Below are 17866 nucleotides of genomic sequence, written 5' to 3' on the forward strand. Positions count from 1 at the left end.
GGGGGGTCAGATGAAGCCGAGGGCGGAGGCGCCGCCGAAGCCGCCCAGCAGGACGAAGACCGGCATCAGGACCTTCAGCTCGACCCAGCTGCCGGCCCGGAAGCGCAGCGCCTTCGGCGGGCCCACCGGGTACCAGCGCTTGCCCGCGATCGGGAGGGGCCACAGCACCGGGCAGCCGGAGACGGTGAGCGCGTCGCCGATGTCGTGGACCAGGGCGCCGAGCACGATCGGCAGGCCGAGCCAGAGGTATTCCTGGCCCGGTGCGGTGAACAGCCAGCTCGCGCCGTTGCCGGGCTGGTCCAGGACTCCGGCCAGGATCCACGCGCTGGTGGCGCCGAGCAGCCAGACCAGGACGTCGCTGGACACCCGGGCGGCCCGCCACAGCAGGCCTTCGACCGCCAGGACCAGGTGGACGAAGAGCAGGGCGAGCACGCCCCAGCGGTCGGCGGTGACGGCGAGGGCGGAGGCGCCGCCGCCTATCAGGACGGCCCAGAGCCAGGTGTGCGTCAGGGTGCGGTGCCCGCCGGTGCGGCGGGCGTCCTTCTTGGAACGGGTGGACTTGTAGACGGCGTAGGAGATCTTGTCGACCACCTCGCACAGGCCCCGGGACAGCGGACCGAAGGCGCGCGAGATCGTCGCCGACTTGTGGTCGAGGTCGGGGGCGAGGGCCGCTCCGGCGCAGATCAGTGCGCCGACGACGAGGACCGGCCACGGCATCGGGTGCCCGGCGGCCGCGGTGGCGGCGCCCACCCCCAGCCAGGCCGCTGCCCCGGACAGTGAGTGCGCCGGACCCATCATGGTCGTTCCCCGCCCCGGTGGTGTGCTGTTCGGGCCCTGTCGACTGGTTCGTTCGGGCCGCATCGACGGCACAGCGTACCGTCGGTGATCTTCATTCCGTCCGCCGGTTCCCTCATCCGGGCGGAAGCCAGGCAAGATGGGGGGTGTGACCCTCATTGATCAGCTCCCGCCGAACGCCGACCCCGACGCCCTCTTCGAGGCTTTCTCCTCGTGGGCCGAGGACCAGGGCATCACCCTGTACCCGGCTCAGGAGGAGGCGCTGATCGAGGTCGTCTCCGGGGCGAACGTGATCCTTTCCACTCCGACCGGCTCCGGCAAGAGCCTCGTCGCCGCCGGCGCGCACTTCACGGCCCTGGCCCAGGACAAGGTCACCTTCTACACCGCGCCGATCAAGGCACTGGTGTCGGAGAAGTTCTTCGACCTGTGCAAGCTCTTCGGCACCGAGAACGTCGGCATGCTGACCGGCGACGCCTCCGTGAACGCGGACGCCCCGGTGATCTGCTGCACCGCCGAGGTCCTGGCCTCCATCGCCCTGCGCGACGGCAAGTACGCCGACATCGGCCAGGTCGTGATGGACGAATTCCACTTCTACGCCGAACCGGACCGCGGCTGGGCCTGGCAGATCCCGCTGCTGGAGCTGCCGCAGGCGCAGTTCGTGCTGATGTCGGCGACCCTCGGCGACGTGAAGCGGTTCGAGGAGGACCTGACCCGGCGCACCGGCCGGCCCACCTCGGTGGTCCGCTCCGCGACCCGGCCCGTCCCGCTGTCGTACGAGTACGTCACGACCCCGATCACCGACACGATCACGGAGCTGCTGGAGACCCGGCAGGCCCCCGTCTACATCGTGCACTTCACCCAGGCCCAGGCGGTCGAGCGGGCGCAGTCGCTCATGAGCATCAACATGTGCACCCGCGAGGAGAAGGACAAGATCCAGGACCTGATCGGCAACTTCCGCTTCACCACCAAGTTCGGCCAGAACCTCTCCCGCTACGTCCGCCACGGCATCGGTGTGCACCACGCCGGCATGCTGCCCAAGTACCGGCGCCTGGTGGAGAAGCTGGCGCAGGCCGGTCTGCTGAAGGTGATCTGCGGTACCGACACGCTCGGTGTCGGCGTCAACGTCCCGATCCGCACGGTGCTGTTCACCGCCCTCACCAAGTACGACGGCAACCGGGTCCGCACGCTGCGCGCCCGCGAGTTCCACCAGATCGCCGGCCGGGCCGGGCGGGCCGGCTTCGACACGGCGGGCTATGTGGTCGCGCAGGCGCCCGAGCACGTCATCGAGAACGAGAAGGCGCTCGCGAAGGCGGGCGACGACCCGAAGAAGCGCCGCAAGGTGGTCCGCAAGAAGGCCCCGGAGGGCTTCGTCGCCTGGTCCGACACCACCTTCGAGAAGCTGATCGCCGCCGACCCGGAGCCCCTGACCTCGCGCTTCAAGGTCACCAACATCATGCTCCTGTCGGTCATCGCCCGTCCGGGCGATGCCTTCCAGGCGATGCGCCACCTGCTGGAGGACAACCACGAGCCGCGCAAGGCCCAGCTGCGGCACATCCGCCGGGCCATCGCGATCTACCGCTCGCTGCTGGACGGGGGCGTGGTCGAGAAGCTCGACACCCCGGACGCGGAGGGCCGCACGATCCGGCTGACCGTCGACCTCCAGCAGGACTTCGCGCTCAACCAGCCGCTGTCCACCTTCGCGCTGGCCGCCTTCGACCTGCTGGACCAGGAGTCCCCCTCCTACGCGCTGGACATGGTGTCGGTCGTGGAGTCCACGCTGGACGACCCGCGCCAGATCCTGGCCGCCCAGCAGAACAAGGAACGCGGCGTGGCCGTGGGCGCGATGAAGGCCGACGGGATCGAGTACGAGGAGCGGATGGAGCGCCTCCAGGAGGTCACCTATCCCAAGCCCCTCGAAGAGCTGCTGGTCCACGCCTACGACGTGTACTCCAAGAGTCACCCGTGGGTGCGCGACCACCCGGTCTCTCCGAAGTCGATCATCCGCGACATGTACGAACGCGCGATGACCTTCACGGAGTTCACCTCGTACTACGAGCTGGCCCGCACCGAGGGCATCGTGCTGCGCTACCTGGCGAGCGCGTACAAGGCCCTGGACCACACCATCCCGGACGACCTCAAGTCCGAGGACCTGCAGGACCTGACCGAGTGGCTCGGCGAACTGGTCCGCCAGGTCGACTCCAGCCTGCTGGACGAGTGGGAGCAGCTGGCGAACCCGGAGGTGGAGACGGCGGAGGAGGCCCAGGAGAAGGCCGACCAGGTCAAGCCGGTCACCTCCAACGCGCGCGCCTTCCGCGTCCTGGTCCGCAACGCCATGTTCCGCCGGGTGGAGCTGGCCGCGCTGGACCACGTCAACGTGCTGGGCGAGCTGGACGCCGACGCCGGCTGGGACGCCGACGCCTGGGCCGACGCCATGGACGGGTACTGGGACGAGTACGACGACCTGGGCACCGGCCCCGACGCGCGCGGACCGAAGCTGCTGCAGATCGAGGAGGACCCGGCGCACGGCCTGTGGCGCGTCCGGCAGACCTTCGCCGACCCCAACGGCGACCATGGCTGGGGCATCAGTGCCGAGGTCGACCTCGCGGCTTCCGACGAGGAGGGCCGGGCCGTCATCCGGGTCACCTCGGTGGGCGAGCTCGGCGCGCTCTGACCACCACCCGCGTCCCGCCGTCCCCGCCAACGACCGTGGAGATCCTCTGATGACGAACCCCGCCGAGAGACTGGTCGACCTGCTCGATCTGGAGCAGATCGAGGTCAACATCTTCCGTGGCGCCAGCCCCCAGGAGTCACTCCAGCGCGTCTTCGGCGGGCAGGTCGCCGGCCAGGCGCTGGTGGCCGCGGGCCGCACGGTCGAAAGCGCGCGGCCCGTCCACTCGCTGCACTCGTACTTCCTGCGCCCCGGCATCCCCGGGGTGCCCATCGTGTACCAGGTGGAACGGGTGCGCGACGGGCGGTCCTTCACCACGCGCCGGGTCACCGCGGTCCAGCAGGGCAAGACGATCTTCAATCTCACCGCCTCCTTCCATCACCCGGAGGAGGGCGGCATCGAGCACCAGCTGCCTCCTCACCACTACCCCCATCCGGACACGCTCCCCAAGGTCGCGGACGAGATCCGCGAGCACCTCGGCGAGCTGCCGGAGGCACTGGAGCGGATGGCCCGCCGCCAGCCCTTCGACATCCGTTACGTCAACCGGCTCCGCTGGACCCCCGAGGAGCTCAAGGGAGCCGATCCCCGCAGCGCGGTGTGGATGCGTGCGGTCGGCCCGCTGGGCGACGACCCGCTCGTTCACACCTGCGCCCTCACCTACGCCAGTGACATGACCCTCCTCGACGCCGTGCGCATCCCGGTGGAACCGCTGTGGGGGATGCGCGGGTTCGACATGGCGAGCCTGGACCACGCCATGTGGTTCCACCGGCCGTTCCGTACGGACGAGTGGTTCCTGTACGACCAGGAGTCGCCCATCGCGCACGGCGGCCGGGGCCTGGCCCGCGGCCGCATCTACGACCTGGAGGGCAGGCTGCTGGTCTCCGTGGTCCAGGAAGGCCTCTTCCGCCCCTATCCCGCCCGGAATCCCTCCCCGAAGAACTGAGCACGCCCATGCCCACCCCGGCCCTCCCCTGCCCCTGCGGGCTGCCCGCCGCCTACCCGGACTGCTGCGGCCGTTTCCACTCCGGGGCGCAGCAGGCCCCCACCGCCGAACGGCTGATGCGCTCCCGCTTCAGCGCCTTCGCGGTCGGTGACACCGCCTACCTGCTGCGCTCCTGGCACAGTTCGACCCGCCCGTCCGACCTCGATCTGGATCCCGGCCAGCGCTGGGAACGGCTGGAGATCCTGGCGACCGAGCGCGGCGGGATGTTCGAGACGGAGGGTTCGGTGGAGTTCCGCGCCCACTACCGCGAGGGCCGGCACACCGGCTCGCTGCACGAGCACAGCGCCTTCACCCGCGAGGAGGGGGCCTGGGTCTACGTCGGCCCCCTCTCCCCCGTCGCGTTCGACTGACCGCGCGCCCCGGTGAGGGCGATGCCCAGGCTGGTGCGGTACCAGTGGATCTCCTCCGGCTGGTCCGCCTTCAGCAGCCGCGACGCCACCGCCGCGGCCGCCGGGACCTGCGGGTGCCCGTACGGCGGCGGTGGGGCGAGGGCGGACAGGACGATCCGCTCCGCCCGTTCGGGCACGGCCGCCCGCAGCTCGTCCTCCGGGAGCACGGCGGCCAGCACGGCGGCGCGCGCCCACGGGTCGGCCGTCCGTCTCAACTGCAGCCCGACGTGCCGCCCGCGCCACTTCCGCGGGCGCAGGTCCGCGTGGGCCGCCATCAGCTCCCGGTCACCCGGTGGTGCGCTCCCGCGCAGCGCGGCCGGTTCCCTCACCGCGAACTCGCGCAGTTCCGCGGTGAGATAGAGCCACACCACCGCCCGGTAGCGGTTGACGCGGTAGCCGACGGGGGTGAGATGCCCGCAGCGCGCGAGCCGGGTGAACCGGCTCGGGCCGACGCCCAGCGCCCGCGCCGCGGCCGCCGCTCCCGCCACGGTCTCCAGGCGCTCGCGCAGCGCCCCGGCGCCGTCCGCCCCGTCCGCGCCGGGCGAGCACTCCGCGGACCTGACCCGCTCCAGCTCGGCCCGCGCGAAGCGTGCGGCGCCGCCGCGCGCCGGTGGCCCGGCGCGCACGATCCCCAGTTGTACGGCCCTGGCGAACTGGGTGCGGCTCAATCCCAGTTCAGCCGCGGCCCGAACGCTCCCCACCAGCACGTCCCGGGCCGCCACGGTCTCCATTTGCGTCATCACGGTCTCCCCCACGAGCAGAAATTACTCTGTGTGAAGAACGTAACTCAGCGTCACGACATCGGCGAGCCCTGTGGACAACCGTCGGCGGGTTCAGCCTCCGGTGATACGCCGCTCCGCGACCCCCAGGTGCTCGCCCACCCGGTTGACCAGCAGCGTCATCTCGTACGCGACCTGGCCGATGTCCGCCTCCGCCGCGCTCAGCACGCACAGGCAACTGCCCGCTCCGGCCGCCATCACGAAGAGGACACCCTCGTCGTACTCGACCATCGTCTGGCGGACCTCACCGGCCCGGAAGTGCCGTCCGGATCCCTTCGCCAGGCTCTGCAGCCCGGCGGCCACGGCGGCCAGGTGTTCCGCGTCCTCCCGCGCCAGTCCCGCGCTCGCGCCCGTCACCAGCCCGTCGTTGGACAGCACCACGGCATGCCGTACCTGCTGGACCCGGCGCGTGAGGTCGTCCAACAGCCAGTCGAGCTGCTTGTCCAGTGCCATTCCCAGCCCCTCCCCGTCGACGCGGCCTGCATGGCCGCGCCCCACCCCGCATGGTCGTCCCGCAAGCCTTGCCCACCAGCGCCTTTCCGGCAAGGAGGATGTGCTCAGATGTGCTCATGGCGAAGAAGATGACTCAAGAGGAATGGCGTGCTTTCGTCAGCCACTCCACCCGCACCGGCAAGCTCTCCACCGTCCGCGCGGACGGAAGTCCGCACGTCGCACCCGTCTGGTTCGTACTCGACGGCGACTCCTTCGTCTTCAACACCGGCAAGGACACCGTCAAGGGCCGCAATCTCGCCCGTGACGGCCGGGTCGCCCTCTGCGTGGACGACGACCGGCCGCCGTTCTCCTACGTCGTGCTGCAGGGCACGGCGCAGCTCATCGAGTACGACGAGGACGCCGGCTCCATGCTCACCTGGGCGACCAGGATCGGCGCACGGTACATGGGCGAGGAGCGCGCCGCCTCCTTCGGGCGCCGCAACGCCGTCCCGGGCGAGCTCCTCGTCCGCGTCCCGATCGACAAGGTGATCGCCATGGCCGGGATCGCCGACTAGAGGAGGACTCCCGCGCAGGCCGCCGTCCGGCCGCTTCACACCGAATCGGCCTGCGGCTCCACCGAGTCCAGCAGCCGGGCGGTGTGCACCCGCCCGGCGTACTCGACCAGCCGGATCAGCACTTCCTTTCCCGAGTCCTTGTCCCGCGCGTCGCAGAGCACCACCGGAGTGCCCTGCTCCAGATCGAGCGCCCGCGACACCTCGTGCGTCCCGTAACGCCGGGCGTCCGTGAAGCAGTTGACCGCGACCACGAAGGGGATGCGCCGGTGCTCGAAGTAGTCCACCGCGGGGAAGCAGTCCTCCAGCCGCCGCGTGTCGGCCAGCACCACCGCGCCGAGCGCGCCCTGCGACAGCTCGTCCCACAGGAACCAGAACCGGTCCTGGCCCGGGGTGCCGAACAGGTACAGGGACAGCCCGGACCGGATGGTGATCCGGCCGAAGTCCATGGCCACGGTCGTGGTGGTCTTCTGGTCCACTCCGCCCGTGTCGTCGACCAGTTCGCCCGCCTCGCTCAGCAGTTCCTCCGTCCGCAGCGGCCGGATCTCGCTCACCGCGCCGACCAGCGTGGTCTTGCCGACCCCGAAGCCGCCCGCGACGAGGATCTTCAGCGCGAGCGCGGCCAGTTCGGGGTCCTCCCCCGGATCCCCGTCCGGGGCCGAGCCCGCTCCCGGCCGCCCGTTGTCGTGTTGTCCCATCACAGCGCTCGCAATCCCTCGATGACTTCCCGCAGAATCCGCTCGTCCGGCAGCTGAGCGGGCGGTACCGGCCTGCTGACCTTCACGTGTCCGCCCTCCAGCAGGTCTCCCAGCAGCACCCGCACCACGCCCACGGGCAGGTCCGCGTCGGCCGCGAGTTCCGCCACCGACTGGGTCTCGGACCGGCAGAGTCCGAGGAGCGCCCGGTGTTCGGGACCGAGCAGCGACTCGGCCGCCCGGTCGGTGTCCGCCCCGCCCCCGGTGTCCACCGCGACCAGGGCGATCAGGTCGAAGCGGACCCCGTGGGGTCCCGGCTTCGTACGCCCACCGGTCATGGCGTACGGGCGGACGAGCGGGCCCGCGTCGGCGTCGTACCACTGGCCGTTCATGTACCGGACCGCCGCCCTCAGCCGGCGGCCGGCGGCCGTGCCGCGAACCGGGGCGGGGTGTACAGGTGCTCACCGACCCGCTTCACCAGCCGGGCCATCTCGTACGCGATGAGCCCGATGTCGGCGCCGGCGCCGCTGAGCACCGCCAGGCAGGAGCCGTCGCCCGCGGCCGCCACGAAGAGGAACCCCTCGTCCATCTCGACCATCGTCTGGCGCACGCCCCCGGCGCGGAAGTGCCGGCCCGCGCCCTTGGCCAGGCTGTGGAAGCCGGAGGCGACGGCGGCCAGGTGCTCCGCGTCCTCCCGGCTCAGTGCGCTGGAGGCGCCCACGGCGAGCCCGTCGTTGGAGAGGACCACGGCGTGCCGGACCTCGCGGACCCGGACCACGAGGTCGTCCAGCAGCCAGTCCAGTTCGCCGGACCTGCGGCCGCCGTCGAAGCCGATCCGCTGATGTTCGATCATCACACTTCTCCTTCGCTGCCTGCGTGGGGGGAGTCCTCCTGGGCGCCCCGCGCCCAGCCGGCCCGGTAGGCCGTCATGCGGTCCCGGGCCTCCTCCGGGCTGCGGCCCGTCGGACCCTCGGGGAGGCGGGATCCGGCCGGGGCCTTCGGGGCGGCCTCGCGAAGCTGCGGGACCAGGCTGGCCTGGCGCACCCGGCGCGGCAGCTCCGTGACCGGGGCCGGCGGGGCCGGGGCCGGGACCGGTGCGGGCGGCTGGGTCCGGGTGGCCGCGCCCCCGGCGGCGCGCGGCCGGAGCGGGGCCACCGGGGCCGGGGCCGGTCCCGGGGCCGCCGCCGGTTCCTGCGGTGGGGGGGTCCGCTCGGGGGCCGGGAGGACGCGGGCCTCCTCCCGTACGACGGTCATGGCGGGCGGCCGGTCCGCCCCGGCGACCGCCTTGGGCCGGGGGGCCGCAGGCTCCGGGGCGGGTTCCGGGCCCGGCTCGGCGGCGCCGGCCGTGATCGCGCCCTGAAGCATCGAGTTCGGCAGGAGGACCACGGCGGTGGTGCCGCCGTACGGTGACGTCCGCAGGTGCACCTTCACACCGTGGCGGGCCGAGAGGCGGCTGACCACGAAGAGGCCGAGCCGGTCGCTGTCGAAGAGGTCCAGGGCCTCGGACTGTTCGATGCGCCGGTTGGCCTCGCTCAGGGTTTCGCGCCCCATGCCGAGGCCGCGGTCCTCGACCTCCAGGACGTACCCGGCGCCGACGGGCTCGCCGGTGACCCTGACCTTGGTGTGGGGAGGGGAGAACTGGGCGGCGTTCTCGATGAGTTCGGCGAGCAGGTGGGTGAGGTCGGCGACGGCGCCGCCGACGACGGCGGCCTCGGGGAGGCGGCTGACCTCGATGCGCGGGTAGTCCTCGATCTCGGAGACGGCGGCCCGGACGACGTTCGTGAGGGGGACCGGCAGCCGCCAGGCGCGGCCCGGGGCGGCGCCCGAGAGGATGATCAGACTCTCCGCGTGCCGCCGCATGCGAGTGGTGAGGTGGTCCAGGCGGAAGAGGTCGCCGAGTTCGTTCGGGTCGTCGGCGCGGCGTTCCATGGAGTCGAGCAGGGTGAGCTGCTTGTGCACGAGGACCTGGCTGCGGCGGGCGAGGTTGACGAAGACCCCGGAGACGCCGCTGGCGAGCTCCGCGCGTTCGACCGCGGCGCTGAGCGCGGCCCGGTGCACTGTGGCGAGGGCCTCGCCGACCTGGGTGATCTCGTCGTCGGCCGGGGGCCCGGCCGGGGTCTCGGCCACGACGTCGATCTCCTCGCCGGCGCGCAGCCGTTCCATCGCCTGCGGGAGCTTGCGGCGGGCGATCTCCAGGGCGGTGTTGCGCAGTGAGACGAGCTCCACGACCAGGGCGCGGCCGATGCGTACGGAGATCACGAGCGAGGCCGCCACGGCGCCCAGGCCCAGGACCACGGCGGCTCCTGCGGGGCCGAGGGCGCCCTCGGTGAGCGGGTCGGCGTGGTCGGCGGCGGCGGTGTGCGCGGCCTCCTCGATCTCCCTCATCGAGCCGCCGACGGCGGCCTGGGCGGCCTCCCAGCCCGCGGGGACGGTGCGGCTGTCACGGGTGGTGCCGGCGGCCAGGGCCCGGTCCTCGGCCCCGGTGAGGTCGGCGTAGACGGCGCTCTTGGTGACGGACTGCCAGGCGGCCCGCTGTTCGCCGGGGAGGTCCGCGGCCGCGGCGGCGGTGAGGGTGCGGCGGGACTCGACGGTGCCGGTCAGACGGCGAAGCGTTTCGGCGGTCCGCGGGCCCGGCAGGGCGAGCAGCGCGTCCTCACGGGCGAGCAGTTCCCCGGCGCGGGTGAATTCGAGCAGCACGCGTGCGTCGGGGCCGAGTTCGGCGTCCTGGCCGCCCGTCAGTGCCCCGCCTACGGCCAGGGCGGCGTCGACCACGCCGGTGTACGTCTCGTAGGCCGCCTCGGGGGTGGCCCTGCGGGCGACGATGTCCTTGCGGGACGGTCCCAGCGCCTCGGCGGCGGCCACGAAGGCACCCAGCCGGATCGCGATGTCGGCGCGGTAGCCGCCGGAGTCGGCGACGGTGTGCCGGTCCCCGAGCCGCAGCCGCCGGACGGCGGCCTCGGTGCGGCGGACCTGCTGGTCCATGGCGGCGCCCGGGTCCGCGGCGGGGTCGGCGAGGAGCCTGACCGCGGCGCGCCGTTCGGCCTGGAGCTCGGTGACGGCGGCCGCGACGGGGGTGCGTATCTCGGTGTCGACCCGGTGCGCGAGGCTCAGCCGGGCGATGTCCTGGGCGGTGCTGACGGTGGCGAAGCCCCAGAGCGCGAGGAGGGAGACGACGGGGACCATCAGCAGGGAGACGATCTTCGCGCGGACGGTGGCGGGCCGCAGCCGGGAGCCGGCCGTGCGTGGGGCGGCGGAGGGGATGAGCCGCGGGGCCTCCTGCGCCGACGATTCCTCGGCCGGTTCCTCGGCCGGCGGCCCGGCGTGGGCCCGGCGGCCGCGGGCCGGGGGCGCGGGCGGGCGCTGCGCCGCTGCTTCCGGATGTCTGCGGGGTCTGCGCATGGGCTCCTCGTTCCGGGGCGGTGCCTACAGGTGCGGACGTACGGGCGTGTCTGTGGGGGTGTCGGGCGCGCGCGGGTCGGCTCAGCGGGCGGCCGGCATGGAGTGCGGGACGTGCCGCGCGGAGGCGGAGGCGGAGGCGGAGGCGGCCCGTTCGTCCGCGGTCGGGGAGAGGGCGACGAAGGCGGCGGTGATGAACAGGTAGGAGCCGAGTCCGACGGCGAGCGGGAAGATGAACTGCATGGCGGTGGCGCCAGGCAGGGCCGCGTCCGAGGGGCTGACGGCGACGCGGACGGCCATCATCCCGGTGTAGTGCATGCTGCTGACCGCGGCGCCCATGACGAGCGAGGCACCGGCGACGGCGAGCGGCGACCTGATGTTGAGCGCGGCCCACAGGGCGGCGGTGGCGGCGACCACGGCGATGGCGACGGAGAGGCCGACGGTGAGCGGCTTGTACGAGACGTGTCCGTGCAGGCGCAGGGCCGCCATGCCCAGGTAGTGCATGCTGGCGACGCCGAGGCCGGTGGTGAGGCCGCCGAGCACCAGGGAGCGTCCCCGGTCCCTTCCGTAGCCGACGGCGAAGACCCCGGCGCCGACGACGAGTACGGCGACGAGCAGGCTGAGGATGGTGAGCGGCACGTTGTAGTGGATCTCGGTGCCGGTCACCTCGAATCCGAGCATCGCGACGAAGTGCATCGTCCAGATGCCGGTGCCGATGGCGGAGGCCGCGGTGAGGAGCCAGTTGCGGCGGGAGGATCCGGTCGCGGCGAGCGCACGGACGGTGCAGCGCAGCCCGAGGGCGGCGCCGATCGAGGCCATCACGTATGACAGCACGGGTGTCAGCCAGCCATAGGCTGCGTGGTCCAGGTGTCCCATGGCCACGGGACGCTAGTGCGGGTGACCCCACGAACAAGGGGAGCATTTCGAAAGCAGCTGGAACTGCTGGAATATGACAGAGATACGTTCTTCTCCGATCACGGCGCGTACCACCTTGCGCACGCACCGCAGGGGCGCCGCCGGCCGCACGCCCCGGTGCGGGATCATGGGCGCATGAGCGAAGACCACACGCACGTCCAGGAATTCTTCGGTGTGCGCGCCGCCGGCTGGGACGCCAAGTTCCCCGAGGACGGGCCCGCGTTCCGGGCCGCCGTCGCCGATTTCGGGCTGGCGCCGGGGGACCGCGTGCTCGACGCGGGTTGCGGCACGGGCCGGGCGCTGACCGCTCTGCGGGCCGCCGTGGGACCCGCGGGCACGGTGCTGGGCGCGGACCTCACCCCGCAGATGCTCGCCGCCGCCCAGCGGGCGGGGCGGGCCGCCGAGGGCGCCCTCCTGCTCGCCGACGTGGCCCGGCTGCCGCTGCGCGACGGGGTGCTCGACGCGGTGTTCGCCTCCGGGCTCATCGCCCACCTGCCCGAGCCGGCCGCGAACCTGCGCGAACTGGCCCGGGTGGTCCGCCCCGGCGGCCGGCTCGCGCTCTTCCACCCGATCGGGCGGGCGGCCCTCGCCGCGCGCCACGGCCGGCCACTCACCTCGGACGACCTGCGGGCCGAGCACAACCTGCGCCCGCTGCTTGCCGGTTCGGGCTGGGACGTGACCTCGTACGCCGACGAGGACACCCGCTTCCTGGTGGTGGCCGTACGCCGTCACGAGGGCGGCTGAGCCTCCGCCCCGGCGGGCCGGCGGGGGTGCGGGACCGGGCAGCCGCCCGCACCGGGCACCGGGAAGGTGCCGAGCTCGCCCACGTCGTAGCCGTCCGGGTAGCCCTTGATCTCCGGGTTCTGCCGGGCGTAGTGCGGGGCCTTGCGCGGGGGCAGCAGCCGGACCGCGCGGCCGCGCAGCTTCAGGGCGCCCCGGACCAGCCGTCTGACCTGCGGGCGCGGGCTCTCGTAGCGGAAGGCGGCCAGCAGCGGCTCGTCGAGGAGCGAGAGGCTCAGTGCGCGCACGGCGGGGGCGAGCGGCCCCGGGTACCAGGAGGCCATCAGCCCGATGGTGGCGTCGGCGACCTTGCGGCCGCCTTCGTCCCAGCCGAAGTGGGCCTCCTCGTAGGCGTTCAGCGTCTCCTCGAACTCCTCATAGGAGCCCGGGATGTCCGTGATGCCCAGGTGTCGCCCGAGTTCGGCGTAGTAGTTCGCGCTGGCGCGGCGCTCGTGGTGGGTCATCGGACGCCAGGCATAGGCGTCCATCCAGCGCACCGGAATCACCACGAAAGTGCACAGGACGTAGCGCATGTCGTCGTTGGTGATGTCGTAGGCGCGGTGCATCTGGTTGACGCGGCGGATCGCCGTACGGGCGGTGTCGCTCTGGAAACCGTGCTCGACGACGGCGTCGAGGAGCAGCGCCGTGTCGTCGTAACGCTTCTGCGGGCGGTCGGTGAACTCGGCCGTCTCGGCCAGCAGGCGCCCGATGGCCGGAACCGCGTAGGTGCGGAAGAGGGCGAGCTCCAGGGCCCGGGTGAAGTCCCAGGGGAACTCGTAGGTGGCGGTGAGCCGGTAGATGGCGAGGAAGTCCTTGTCGGGGTCGAGCCGGAGGATCTCCCTCAGCCGGTCGTAACGCTGCACCGGGTGTCCCTTTCTGTGGCGGGCTGCCAACTCTACGTGCAGGTAGCGGGCTTGGAAATCGTCACCCGCAGGCTCTCGACGGGCGAGTTACCGGCTGGTTAAGGTGCGCCGACGAGAGAGCTCCGGGAGGTCAGGTGTCCGACGACGAGGGTGGCGGCTCGCTGTACGTGCTGACGGCCGTACTGCTGACCCCCGCGCAGTTCCCCAGTGTCCTGGGCGACGACTTCGCCGAGGCCTGTTCCCTGCTGGGCGTGGCCCCGTCCGGCGAGGGCTACGGGCTGGTGCTGGGCCAGGACGAGGAGGGCGCGCGCTGGACGGTCGTGGTGGACGACGTCTCGCTCGTGGCCACGGCCATCGCCTCCTGGGACTGCGGGATGGAGTACGACCTGTCCCCCGACGAGCGGAGCATCGTGATCTCGCTGGCGGGCTGGCCGCTGGAGCTGTCGGTGTCGGCGACGGGGATACCGGAGCCGCACGACCCGGAGCAGGGCGCTGACGGCACGGGACGGGTACCGCTGGCGCCGCCGTCGGCCGAGGCGTGGGGGCCGGTCCAGCGGCGGATGGGCGCGGACCAGATCGCCCGGGAGTGGGCCGAGTGGCGTGAGCGGGTGGCGACGGACGGCGGCGCGGCCGCGGCCGCGCACCCGGGGCTCGCGCGGGCGCTGGACGAGGCGCTGGCGTACACGCGGACCCCGCCGCCGCCCGGCCGGGTGCGGTCCTCGTTCGCCGGAGAGGGCGCCCGGACGCTGCGCGTGGACGGGCCCGGCTGGTCGCTGGTGGCCCGCACGGGCGGAACCGGAGACAGGGAAGCAGCCTTCGTCCTGCTGGACGAGGAGCCGAGCGAGGTCCTCACGGTCCCCCGTGAGGGCCGTCACGATCTTCCGCATCTGCTGGCTGCGCTGGACCGCGTCGCGGTGCGTCCGGCCTGAACCCCGACCAGGGGGCGGGTGGCGGGAGCGGGCGGGAGCGGTGACACGAAGGGAGAGACGATGGTGGAGTCGGAGCCCGTGGGCGTGGTCGTGGGCGGCCGCGCGGAGGTGGTCGACGACGACTGGGGGCAGGAGGTGGCGGTGATCCGCCTGGACCCGCTCCGGTTCGGGCCGGAGGCCTTGTACGGACTGGAGGACTTCTCGCACGTCGAGGTGGTGTACCACTTCGACCGGGTGCCCGTGGAGAAGATCGAGACGGGTGCCCGCCACCCGCGCGGCAACACGGACTGGCCACTGGTCGGCATCTTCGCGCAGCGCGGCAAGAACCGGCCCAACCGGCTGGGCCTCTCGCGCTGCCGGCTGGTGAAGGTGGACGGCCTGGACGTGCACGTGGAGGGCCTCGACGCGGTGGACGGCACTCCTGTACTCGACCTCAAGCCGTACATGGCCGAGTTCGGTCCGCGCGGCGAGCTGCGGCAGCCGGAGTGGGCGACGGCCCTGATGCGGGGTTACTACTAGGGCCCTGCCTTTCGGAACTGCCCGGTCCGCGCCGTCCGGCACGATCCGGGAGAGCCGGGACGGGATCCCGGCCGATGCCCGCGCCCGGCGTCGGCCGGTCCGTCACCGGTGACACGGGCCCGCAGCGTCGATATCCGGCCACGGAGGCCGGAAATCGCTCTGGATCCCCTTCCTCCGGAATGATCGAATCAGCCACGTCACTGACCCAACTGACTGGAAGGGAAAACTCCACTCCCTTCGGTCTTTCTTCCGACGGAGGCCGATCTCTTGAATTGCACGTCGTATCTGGACCTGCACCAGCAAGTCGCGCAGGATATCGATGCGGAGATCGAGACCGCTCTGCAGCGACTCGGACCACTGGCGAACATCACGCGGACCTCAGTGGCCAAGCTCCTGGAGCACCGCAAACTCAGACACCCCCTGTCGGTGCTGCCCCTGCTCACGCACGCCATCGAGACGGGCGATCCCCGGCCGGCCATGCCGCTGTCCGCCGTCCATCTGCTGTGGTGGACTTCGGCCTGCTACCTCGACGATCTCGCCGACGCGAACGGCGCACGGATCTCCGGCGAGCTCACCGAGAACGAGGCCCTGCTGGCCTCCGTCGTCACCGGAAACGCCCTCCCCATCCAGATCGTCCTGGACCAGAAGCTGCCGGAATCGACGCGCAGCGCACTCGTGACGGAAATCCTGAACGGCTGGATCATCGGCGTCGACGGCCAGATAGACGACATGCGCGGGGAAGCCGGCAAGGCTTCGCGCGCGTCCGTGATCGAGACGTACCGCGGCAAGTCCGGGGCTCCTTTCGGAATGATCACGGCCATGGCCGCAATATTTTCGGGAACCACGGCGGAAAAAGTGGAACTCTGGCGGGAATTCGGCTACATATTCGGAATCCTGTGGCAGATATTCAACGACCAGGAGGACATCCTCTCCGGTCGTGACGAGGACCTGCTCAACGGGACCGTGACCTATCTGCTCGCCTCCGTCCTGGAGGACGCGCCCCTCGGGTCCAGGGACCACATCCTGGGCCTGAGCGCCGCCGCCGGCCGCTCGGCCGAAGCCAGGGCGGAGCTCGCTTCCCTGCTCCGGACGCCCGTCGCCCTCGGACGGTACCGGACCGAAATCGACGGCTTCCGCGCCGAGGCGCACCGCCTCCTGGACGAACTGGGCGGCGACCAGCTCTACTCCGCGGTGCTCCGCCACCTCGTGGACCACGCGTCCCAGATGCTCCTCGAAGCCGACCTCGGCCCCGTCCCCGCGAGCAACGCGGCCTGACCGGGCAGGGTGTGCCGGACTCCGCGCGGCGCGAGCCGGAGTCCGGGCCGTCCCTTCCGGGGCGGGGTCATCGGCCTATCTGCTTGCGGGACACTCCCCGGAGGCGACGGCGCTGCGAAGGATCCAGCAGGAGGTAGGCGGCGGTCGGCACACCGATCAGGACCAGTAGTCCGGCCCAGAATCCGACGCTCCAGAACAACACGATGGCTGCCACGACCCCGGCAACCGCGACCTTTCCGCGATTGGACATCTGCGGGCACCTCCTCCTGTGGTCGACCACTACCCCCTCAACGCCCGACCTCGCCCGAGCGTTCCCGGACCTCCCGGAACCGGGTGCGGCGGCCCGGTGGCCCGTCCCCGTGACCGCACCCGTGACCGCGCCCGTGCCCGTGCCCGTGACCGTGACCGCGCCCGTGCTCCAGATCCACGGCGTACTGGCCGACGCACGGCTTGCCGGGTCCCGGCACCGGGACGACGATGGGGGCGCTCCGGGGACCGCGCACCACGGGAGGGTGACATGGACGAGCCGTCGGTGGCGCTGCCCGGCGGGGCCGACCCCGCCGAGCGTACGCGCGAACTGCGGCGCGCCCACGCCGCGTTCACGCGGGACGGGCGGGTCGAGGCGCCGGTGCGGGCGGTCATCGCGCGGTCCTGGCGGCGGTGCGCGCGGGCCCGGGTCAGCCCGGAGTGCGCGCCCGGGATGGAGCTGGCCGAGCGGGACCTGAGCGCGTACCGGGCGGAGCATCCGCTGGGCCGGGTTATGCCCCTGTTCCGCGAGCTCGTCGGGGAGTTCGCGGCGCACGGGGCGCACCTGCTCGCCGTGTGCGACGCGCGGGGGAGCCTGCTGTGGGTGGAGGGGGAGCCGGCCACCCTGCGGCGGGCGGAGCGGCTCGGCTTCGTCCCGGGTGCGCGTTGGGCCGAGGCGGCGATGGGGACCAACGCTCCCGGTACGGCGGTGGCGGTCGGCGAGCCCGTGCAGGTCTTCGGCGCCGAGCACTTCAGCCGGCGCGTCCATCCGTGGACCTGTGCGGCGGCCCCCGTGCGGGATCCGCGGACGGGCCGGCTGCTGGGCGCGGTGGACGTCACCGGCGGCGACTGGCTCGCCCACCCCCACTCCCTGGCCTTCGTACGGGCGGTGGCGCGGGCGGCGGAGGCCCAGCTGACGCTGCTCGAACCGGGCCCGACGGCCGCCGCGGACACCCTGACCGCCCTGGGCCTGGACGAGGCGCTGCTGGACACGGGCGGGCGCCGGGTGCGGCTGGGCCGGCGGCACAGCGAGATCATGGCCCTGCTGGCGCACCACCCCGGAGGACTGACCGGCGAGGAGCTGGCGATCGCCCTGTACGAGGACGAGTCGGTCTCCCCCGTGACCCTGCGCGCCGAGATGTCCCGGCTGCGCGCCCTGCTGGGACCGGCGGCCCCGCTGTCGCGCCCGTACCGCACGGCCGTCCCGCTCGACGCGGATTTCACCGCGCTGACCCGGCAGTTGGCGGCGGGTGCTGTCTCCGCCGCGCTCCACCACTACCCCGGGCCGCTGCTGCCCGCGTCCACGGCGCCCGGCATCGTCCGGCTGCGCCGCAGGATCGAGGAGCAGGCGCGGGCCGCCGTGATCGCCCGGGCGGACGCGGGGCTGCTGGCCGACTGGGTGTGCAGCGCGTGGGGCGCGGACGACCGGGAGGCGTGGCGGGCCCTCGCCTCGGCGCTGCCGCCGGAGGGCCGCTCGGCCGCGCTGGCCCGCGTACACGCCCTCGACCGCGAACTGGGCGCGCGCGTGGATGACGTACGGGCGCACCCGAACCCGCCGCAGCGCGCAACGTATCCGCAACCTGTCCGCTCCTAGCCTCCCCCGGAGCGCT

Annotated in this window: 19 protein-coding genes; 9 read left to right on the top strand and 10 right to left on the bottom strand. The window is 72.7% G+C overall.

All coding sequences use genetic code 11. The features are described from left to right. Nucleotides 1-6 precede the first annotated feature (6 nt). Nucleotides 7-798 (bottom strand): metal-dependent hydrolase, encoded by a 792-nt coding sequence (locus ACZ6Y1_RS05910; protein WP_469623507.1) that lies wholly within the window; start codon nucleotides 796-798, stop codon nucleotides 7-9. A gap of 145 nt (nucleotides 799-943) precedes the next feature. Here ACZ6Y1_RS05910 and ACZ6Y1_RS05915 point away from each other — a divergent pair, with 145 nt between their 5' ends. The 3 genes from ACZ6Y1_RS05915 to ACZ6Y1_RS05925 are packed head-to-tail and all read left to right on the top strand — an operon-like array spanning nucleotide 944 to nucleotide 4816. Further along, nucleotides 944-3466 (top strand): DEAD/DEAH box helicase, encoded by a 2523-nt coding sequence (locus tag ACZ6Y1_RS05915; RefSeq protein ID WP_469623509.1) that lies wholly within the window; start codon nucleotides 944-946, stop codon nucleotides 3464-3466. 49 nt (nucleotides 3467-3515) lie between these two features. Then, a complete protein-coding gene (locus ACZ6Y1_RS05920; RefSeq protein ID WP_469623512.1) occupies nucleotides 3516-4406 on the top strand; it encodes an acyl-CoA thioesterase in 891 nt (296 codons plus the stop codon). A gap of 8 nt (nucleotides 4407-4414) precedes the next feature. Further along, the gene (locus ACZ6Y1_RS05925; RefSeq protein WP_384584228.1) at nucleotides 4415-4816 is read left to right on the top strand and encodes a YchJ family protein; all 402 of its coding nucleotides are present in this window, start codon (nucleotides 4415-4417) and stop codon (nucleotides 4814-4816) included. On the opposite strand, the gene ACZ6Y1_RS05930 is transcribed toward ACZ6Y1_RS05925, so the two are convergent. Then, nucleotides 4780-5595, bottom strand: coding sequence for a DUF6397 family protein (locus ACZ6Y1_RS05930; RefSeq protein ID WP_469623516.1), 816 nt, complete (start codon nucleotides 5593-5595; stop codon nucleotides 4780-4782). The two genes, ACZ6Y1_RS05925 and ACZ6Y1_RS05930, sit on opposite strands and share 37 nt — an antisense overlap. A gap of 93 nt (nucleotides 5596-5688) precedes the next feature. Continuing rightward, complete coding sequence (locus ACZ6Y1_RS05935) at nucleotides 5689-6087, bottom strand: roadblock/LC7 domain-containing protein (RefSeq protein WP_365916468.1); 399 nt, start codon at nucleotides 6085-6087, stop codon at nucleotides 5689-5691. 116 nt (nucleotides 6088-6203) lie between these two features. On the opposite strand from ACZ6Y1_RS05935, the gene ACZ6Y1_RS05940 reads away from it, so the two are divergent. Further along, complete coding sequence (locus ACZ6Y1_RS05940) at nucleotides 6204-6641, top strand: PPOX class F420-dependent oxidoreductase (protein WP_469623520.1); 438 nt, start codon at nucleotides 6204-6206, stop codon at nucleotides 6639-6641. Nucleotides 6642-6676: 35 nt separating this feature from the next. On the opposite strand, the gene ACZ6Y1_RS05945 is transcribed toward ACZ6Y1_RS05940, so the two are convergent. The 5 genes from ACZ6Y1_RS05945 to ACZ6Y1_RS05965 form a co-directional block, all read right to left on the bottom strand. Continuing rightward, entirely contained in the window at nucleotides 6677-7336 is a 660-nt protein-coding gene (locus tag ACZ6Y1_RS05945) for a GTP-binding protein (protein ID WP_469623524.1), read from the bottom strand. Next, nucleotides 7336-7725 carry a DUF742 domain-containing protein gene (locus tag ACZ6Y1_RS05950; protein ID WP_469623527.1) on the bottom strand — a complete coding sequence of 130 codons (390 nt, stop codon included), beginning with the start codon at nucleotides 7723-7725 and terminating at the stop codon, nucleotides 7336-7338. Before ACZ6Y1_RS05950 ends, ACZ6Y1_RS05945 begins: the two co-directional genes overlap by 1 nt. A 17-nt stretch (nucleotides 7726-7742) precedes the next feature. Beyond that, nucleotides 7743-8186, bottom strand: coding sequence for a roadblock/LC7 domain-containing protein (locus tag ACZ6Y1_RS05955; RefSeq protein ID WP_469623530.1), 444 nt, complete (start codon nucleotides 8184-8186; stop codon nucleotides 7743-7745). Beyond that, nucleotides 8186-10732, bottom strand: coding sequence for a sensor histidine kinase (locus tag ACZ6Y1_RS05960; RefSeq protein ID WP_469623533.1), 2547 nt, complete (start codon nucleotides 10730-10732; stop codon nucleotides 8186-8188). Before ACZ6Y1_RS05960 ends, ACZ6Y1_RS05955 begins: the two co-directional genes overlap by 1 nt. Nucleotides 10733-10813: 81 nt before the next feature. Further along, entirely contained in the window at nucleotides 10814-11605 is a 792-nt protein-coding gene (locus ACZ6Y1_RS05965) for an MHYT domain-containing protein (RefSeq protein WP_469623538.1), read from the bottom strand. A 174-nt stretch (nucleotides 11606-11779) separates the two neighbouring features. Between ACZ6Y1_RS05965 and ACZ6Y1_RS05970 the strand changes: the two genes are divergently transcribed. Then, nucleotides 11780-12388 carry a class I SAM-dependent methyltransferase gene (locus ACZ6Y1_RS05970; protein ID WP_469623540.1) on the top strand — a complete coding sequence of 203 codons (609 nt, stop codon included), beginning with the start codon at nucleotides 11780-11782 and terminating at the stop codon, nucleotides 12386-12388. Here ACZ6Y1_RS05970 and ACZ6Y1_RS05975 read toward each other — a convergent pair. Continuing rightward, the gene (locus tag ACZ6Y1_RS05975) at nucleotides 12373-13287 is read right to left on the bottom strand and encodes an oxygenase MpaB family protein (protein ID WP_469623544.1); all 915 of its coding nucleotides are present in this window, start codon (nucleotides 13285-13287) and stop codon (nucleotides 12373-12375) included. The two genes, ACZ6Y1_RS05970 and ACZ6Y1_RS05975, sit on opposite strands and share 16 nt — an antisense overlap. 134 nt (nucleotides 13288-13421) lie before the next feature. Here ACZ6Y1_RS05975 and ACZ6Y1_RS05980 point away from each other — a divergent pair, with 134 nt between their 5' ends. The 3 genes from ACZ6Y1_RS05980 to ACZ6Y1_RS05990 all read left to right on the top strand — a co-directional run bounded on the left by ACZ6Y1_RS05980 (nucleotide 13422) and on the right by ACZ6Y1_RS05990 (nucleotide 16010). Next, nucleotides 13422-14216, top strand: coding sequence for a hypothetical protein (locus ACZ6Y1_RS05980; protein ID WP_469623546.1), 795 nt, complete (start codon nucleotides 13422-13424; stop codon nucleotides 14214-14216). 60 nt (nucleotides 14217-14276) lie between these two features. Then, a complete protein-coding gene (locus ACZ6Y1_RS05985; RefSeq protein WP_469623550.1) occupies nucleotides 14277-14735 on the top strand; it encodes an SAM-dependent methyltransferase in 459 nt (152 codons plus the stop codon). 267 nt (nucleotides 14736-15002) lie between these two features. After that, complete coding sequence (locus ACZ6Y1_RS05990; RefSeq protein ID WP_469623553.1) at nucleotides 15003-16010, top strand: polyprenyl synthetase family protein; 1008 nt, start codon at nucleotides 15003-15005, stop codon at nucleotides 16008-16010. Between the two features lie 67 nt (nucleotides 16011-16077). Here ACZ6Y1_RS05990 and ACZ6Y1_RS05995 read toward each other — a convergent pair whose 3' ends face one another. After that, nucleotides 16078-16260, bottom strand: coding sequence for a hypothetical protein (locus ACZ6Y1_RS05995; protein ID WP_384583151.1), 183 nt, complete (start codon nucleotides 16258-16260; stop codon nucleotides 16078-16080). A 267-nt stretch (nucleotides 16261-16527) separates the two neighbouring features. On the opposite strand from ACZ6Y1_RS05995, the gene ACZ6Y1_RS06000 reads away from it, so the two are divergent. After that, entirely contained in the window at nucleotides 16528-17850 is a 1323-nt protein-coding gene (locus tag ACZ6Y1_RS06000; RefSeq protein WP_469623557.1) for a helix-turn-helix domain-containing protein, read from the top strand. Nucleotides 17851-17866: the final 16 nt, after the last annotated feature.

The sequence above is a fragment of the Streptomyces sp. NPDC053432 genome, assembly GCF_055585365.1.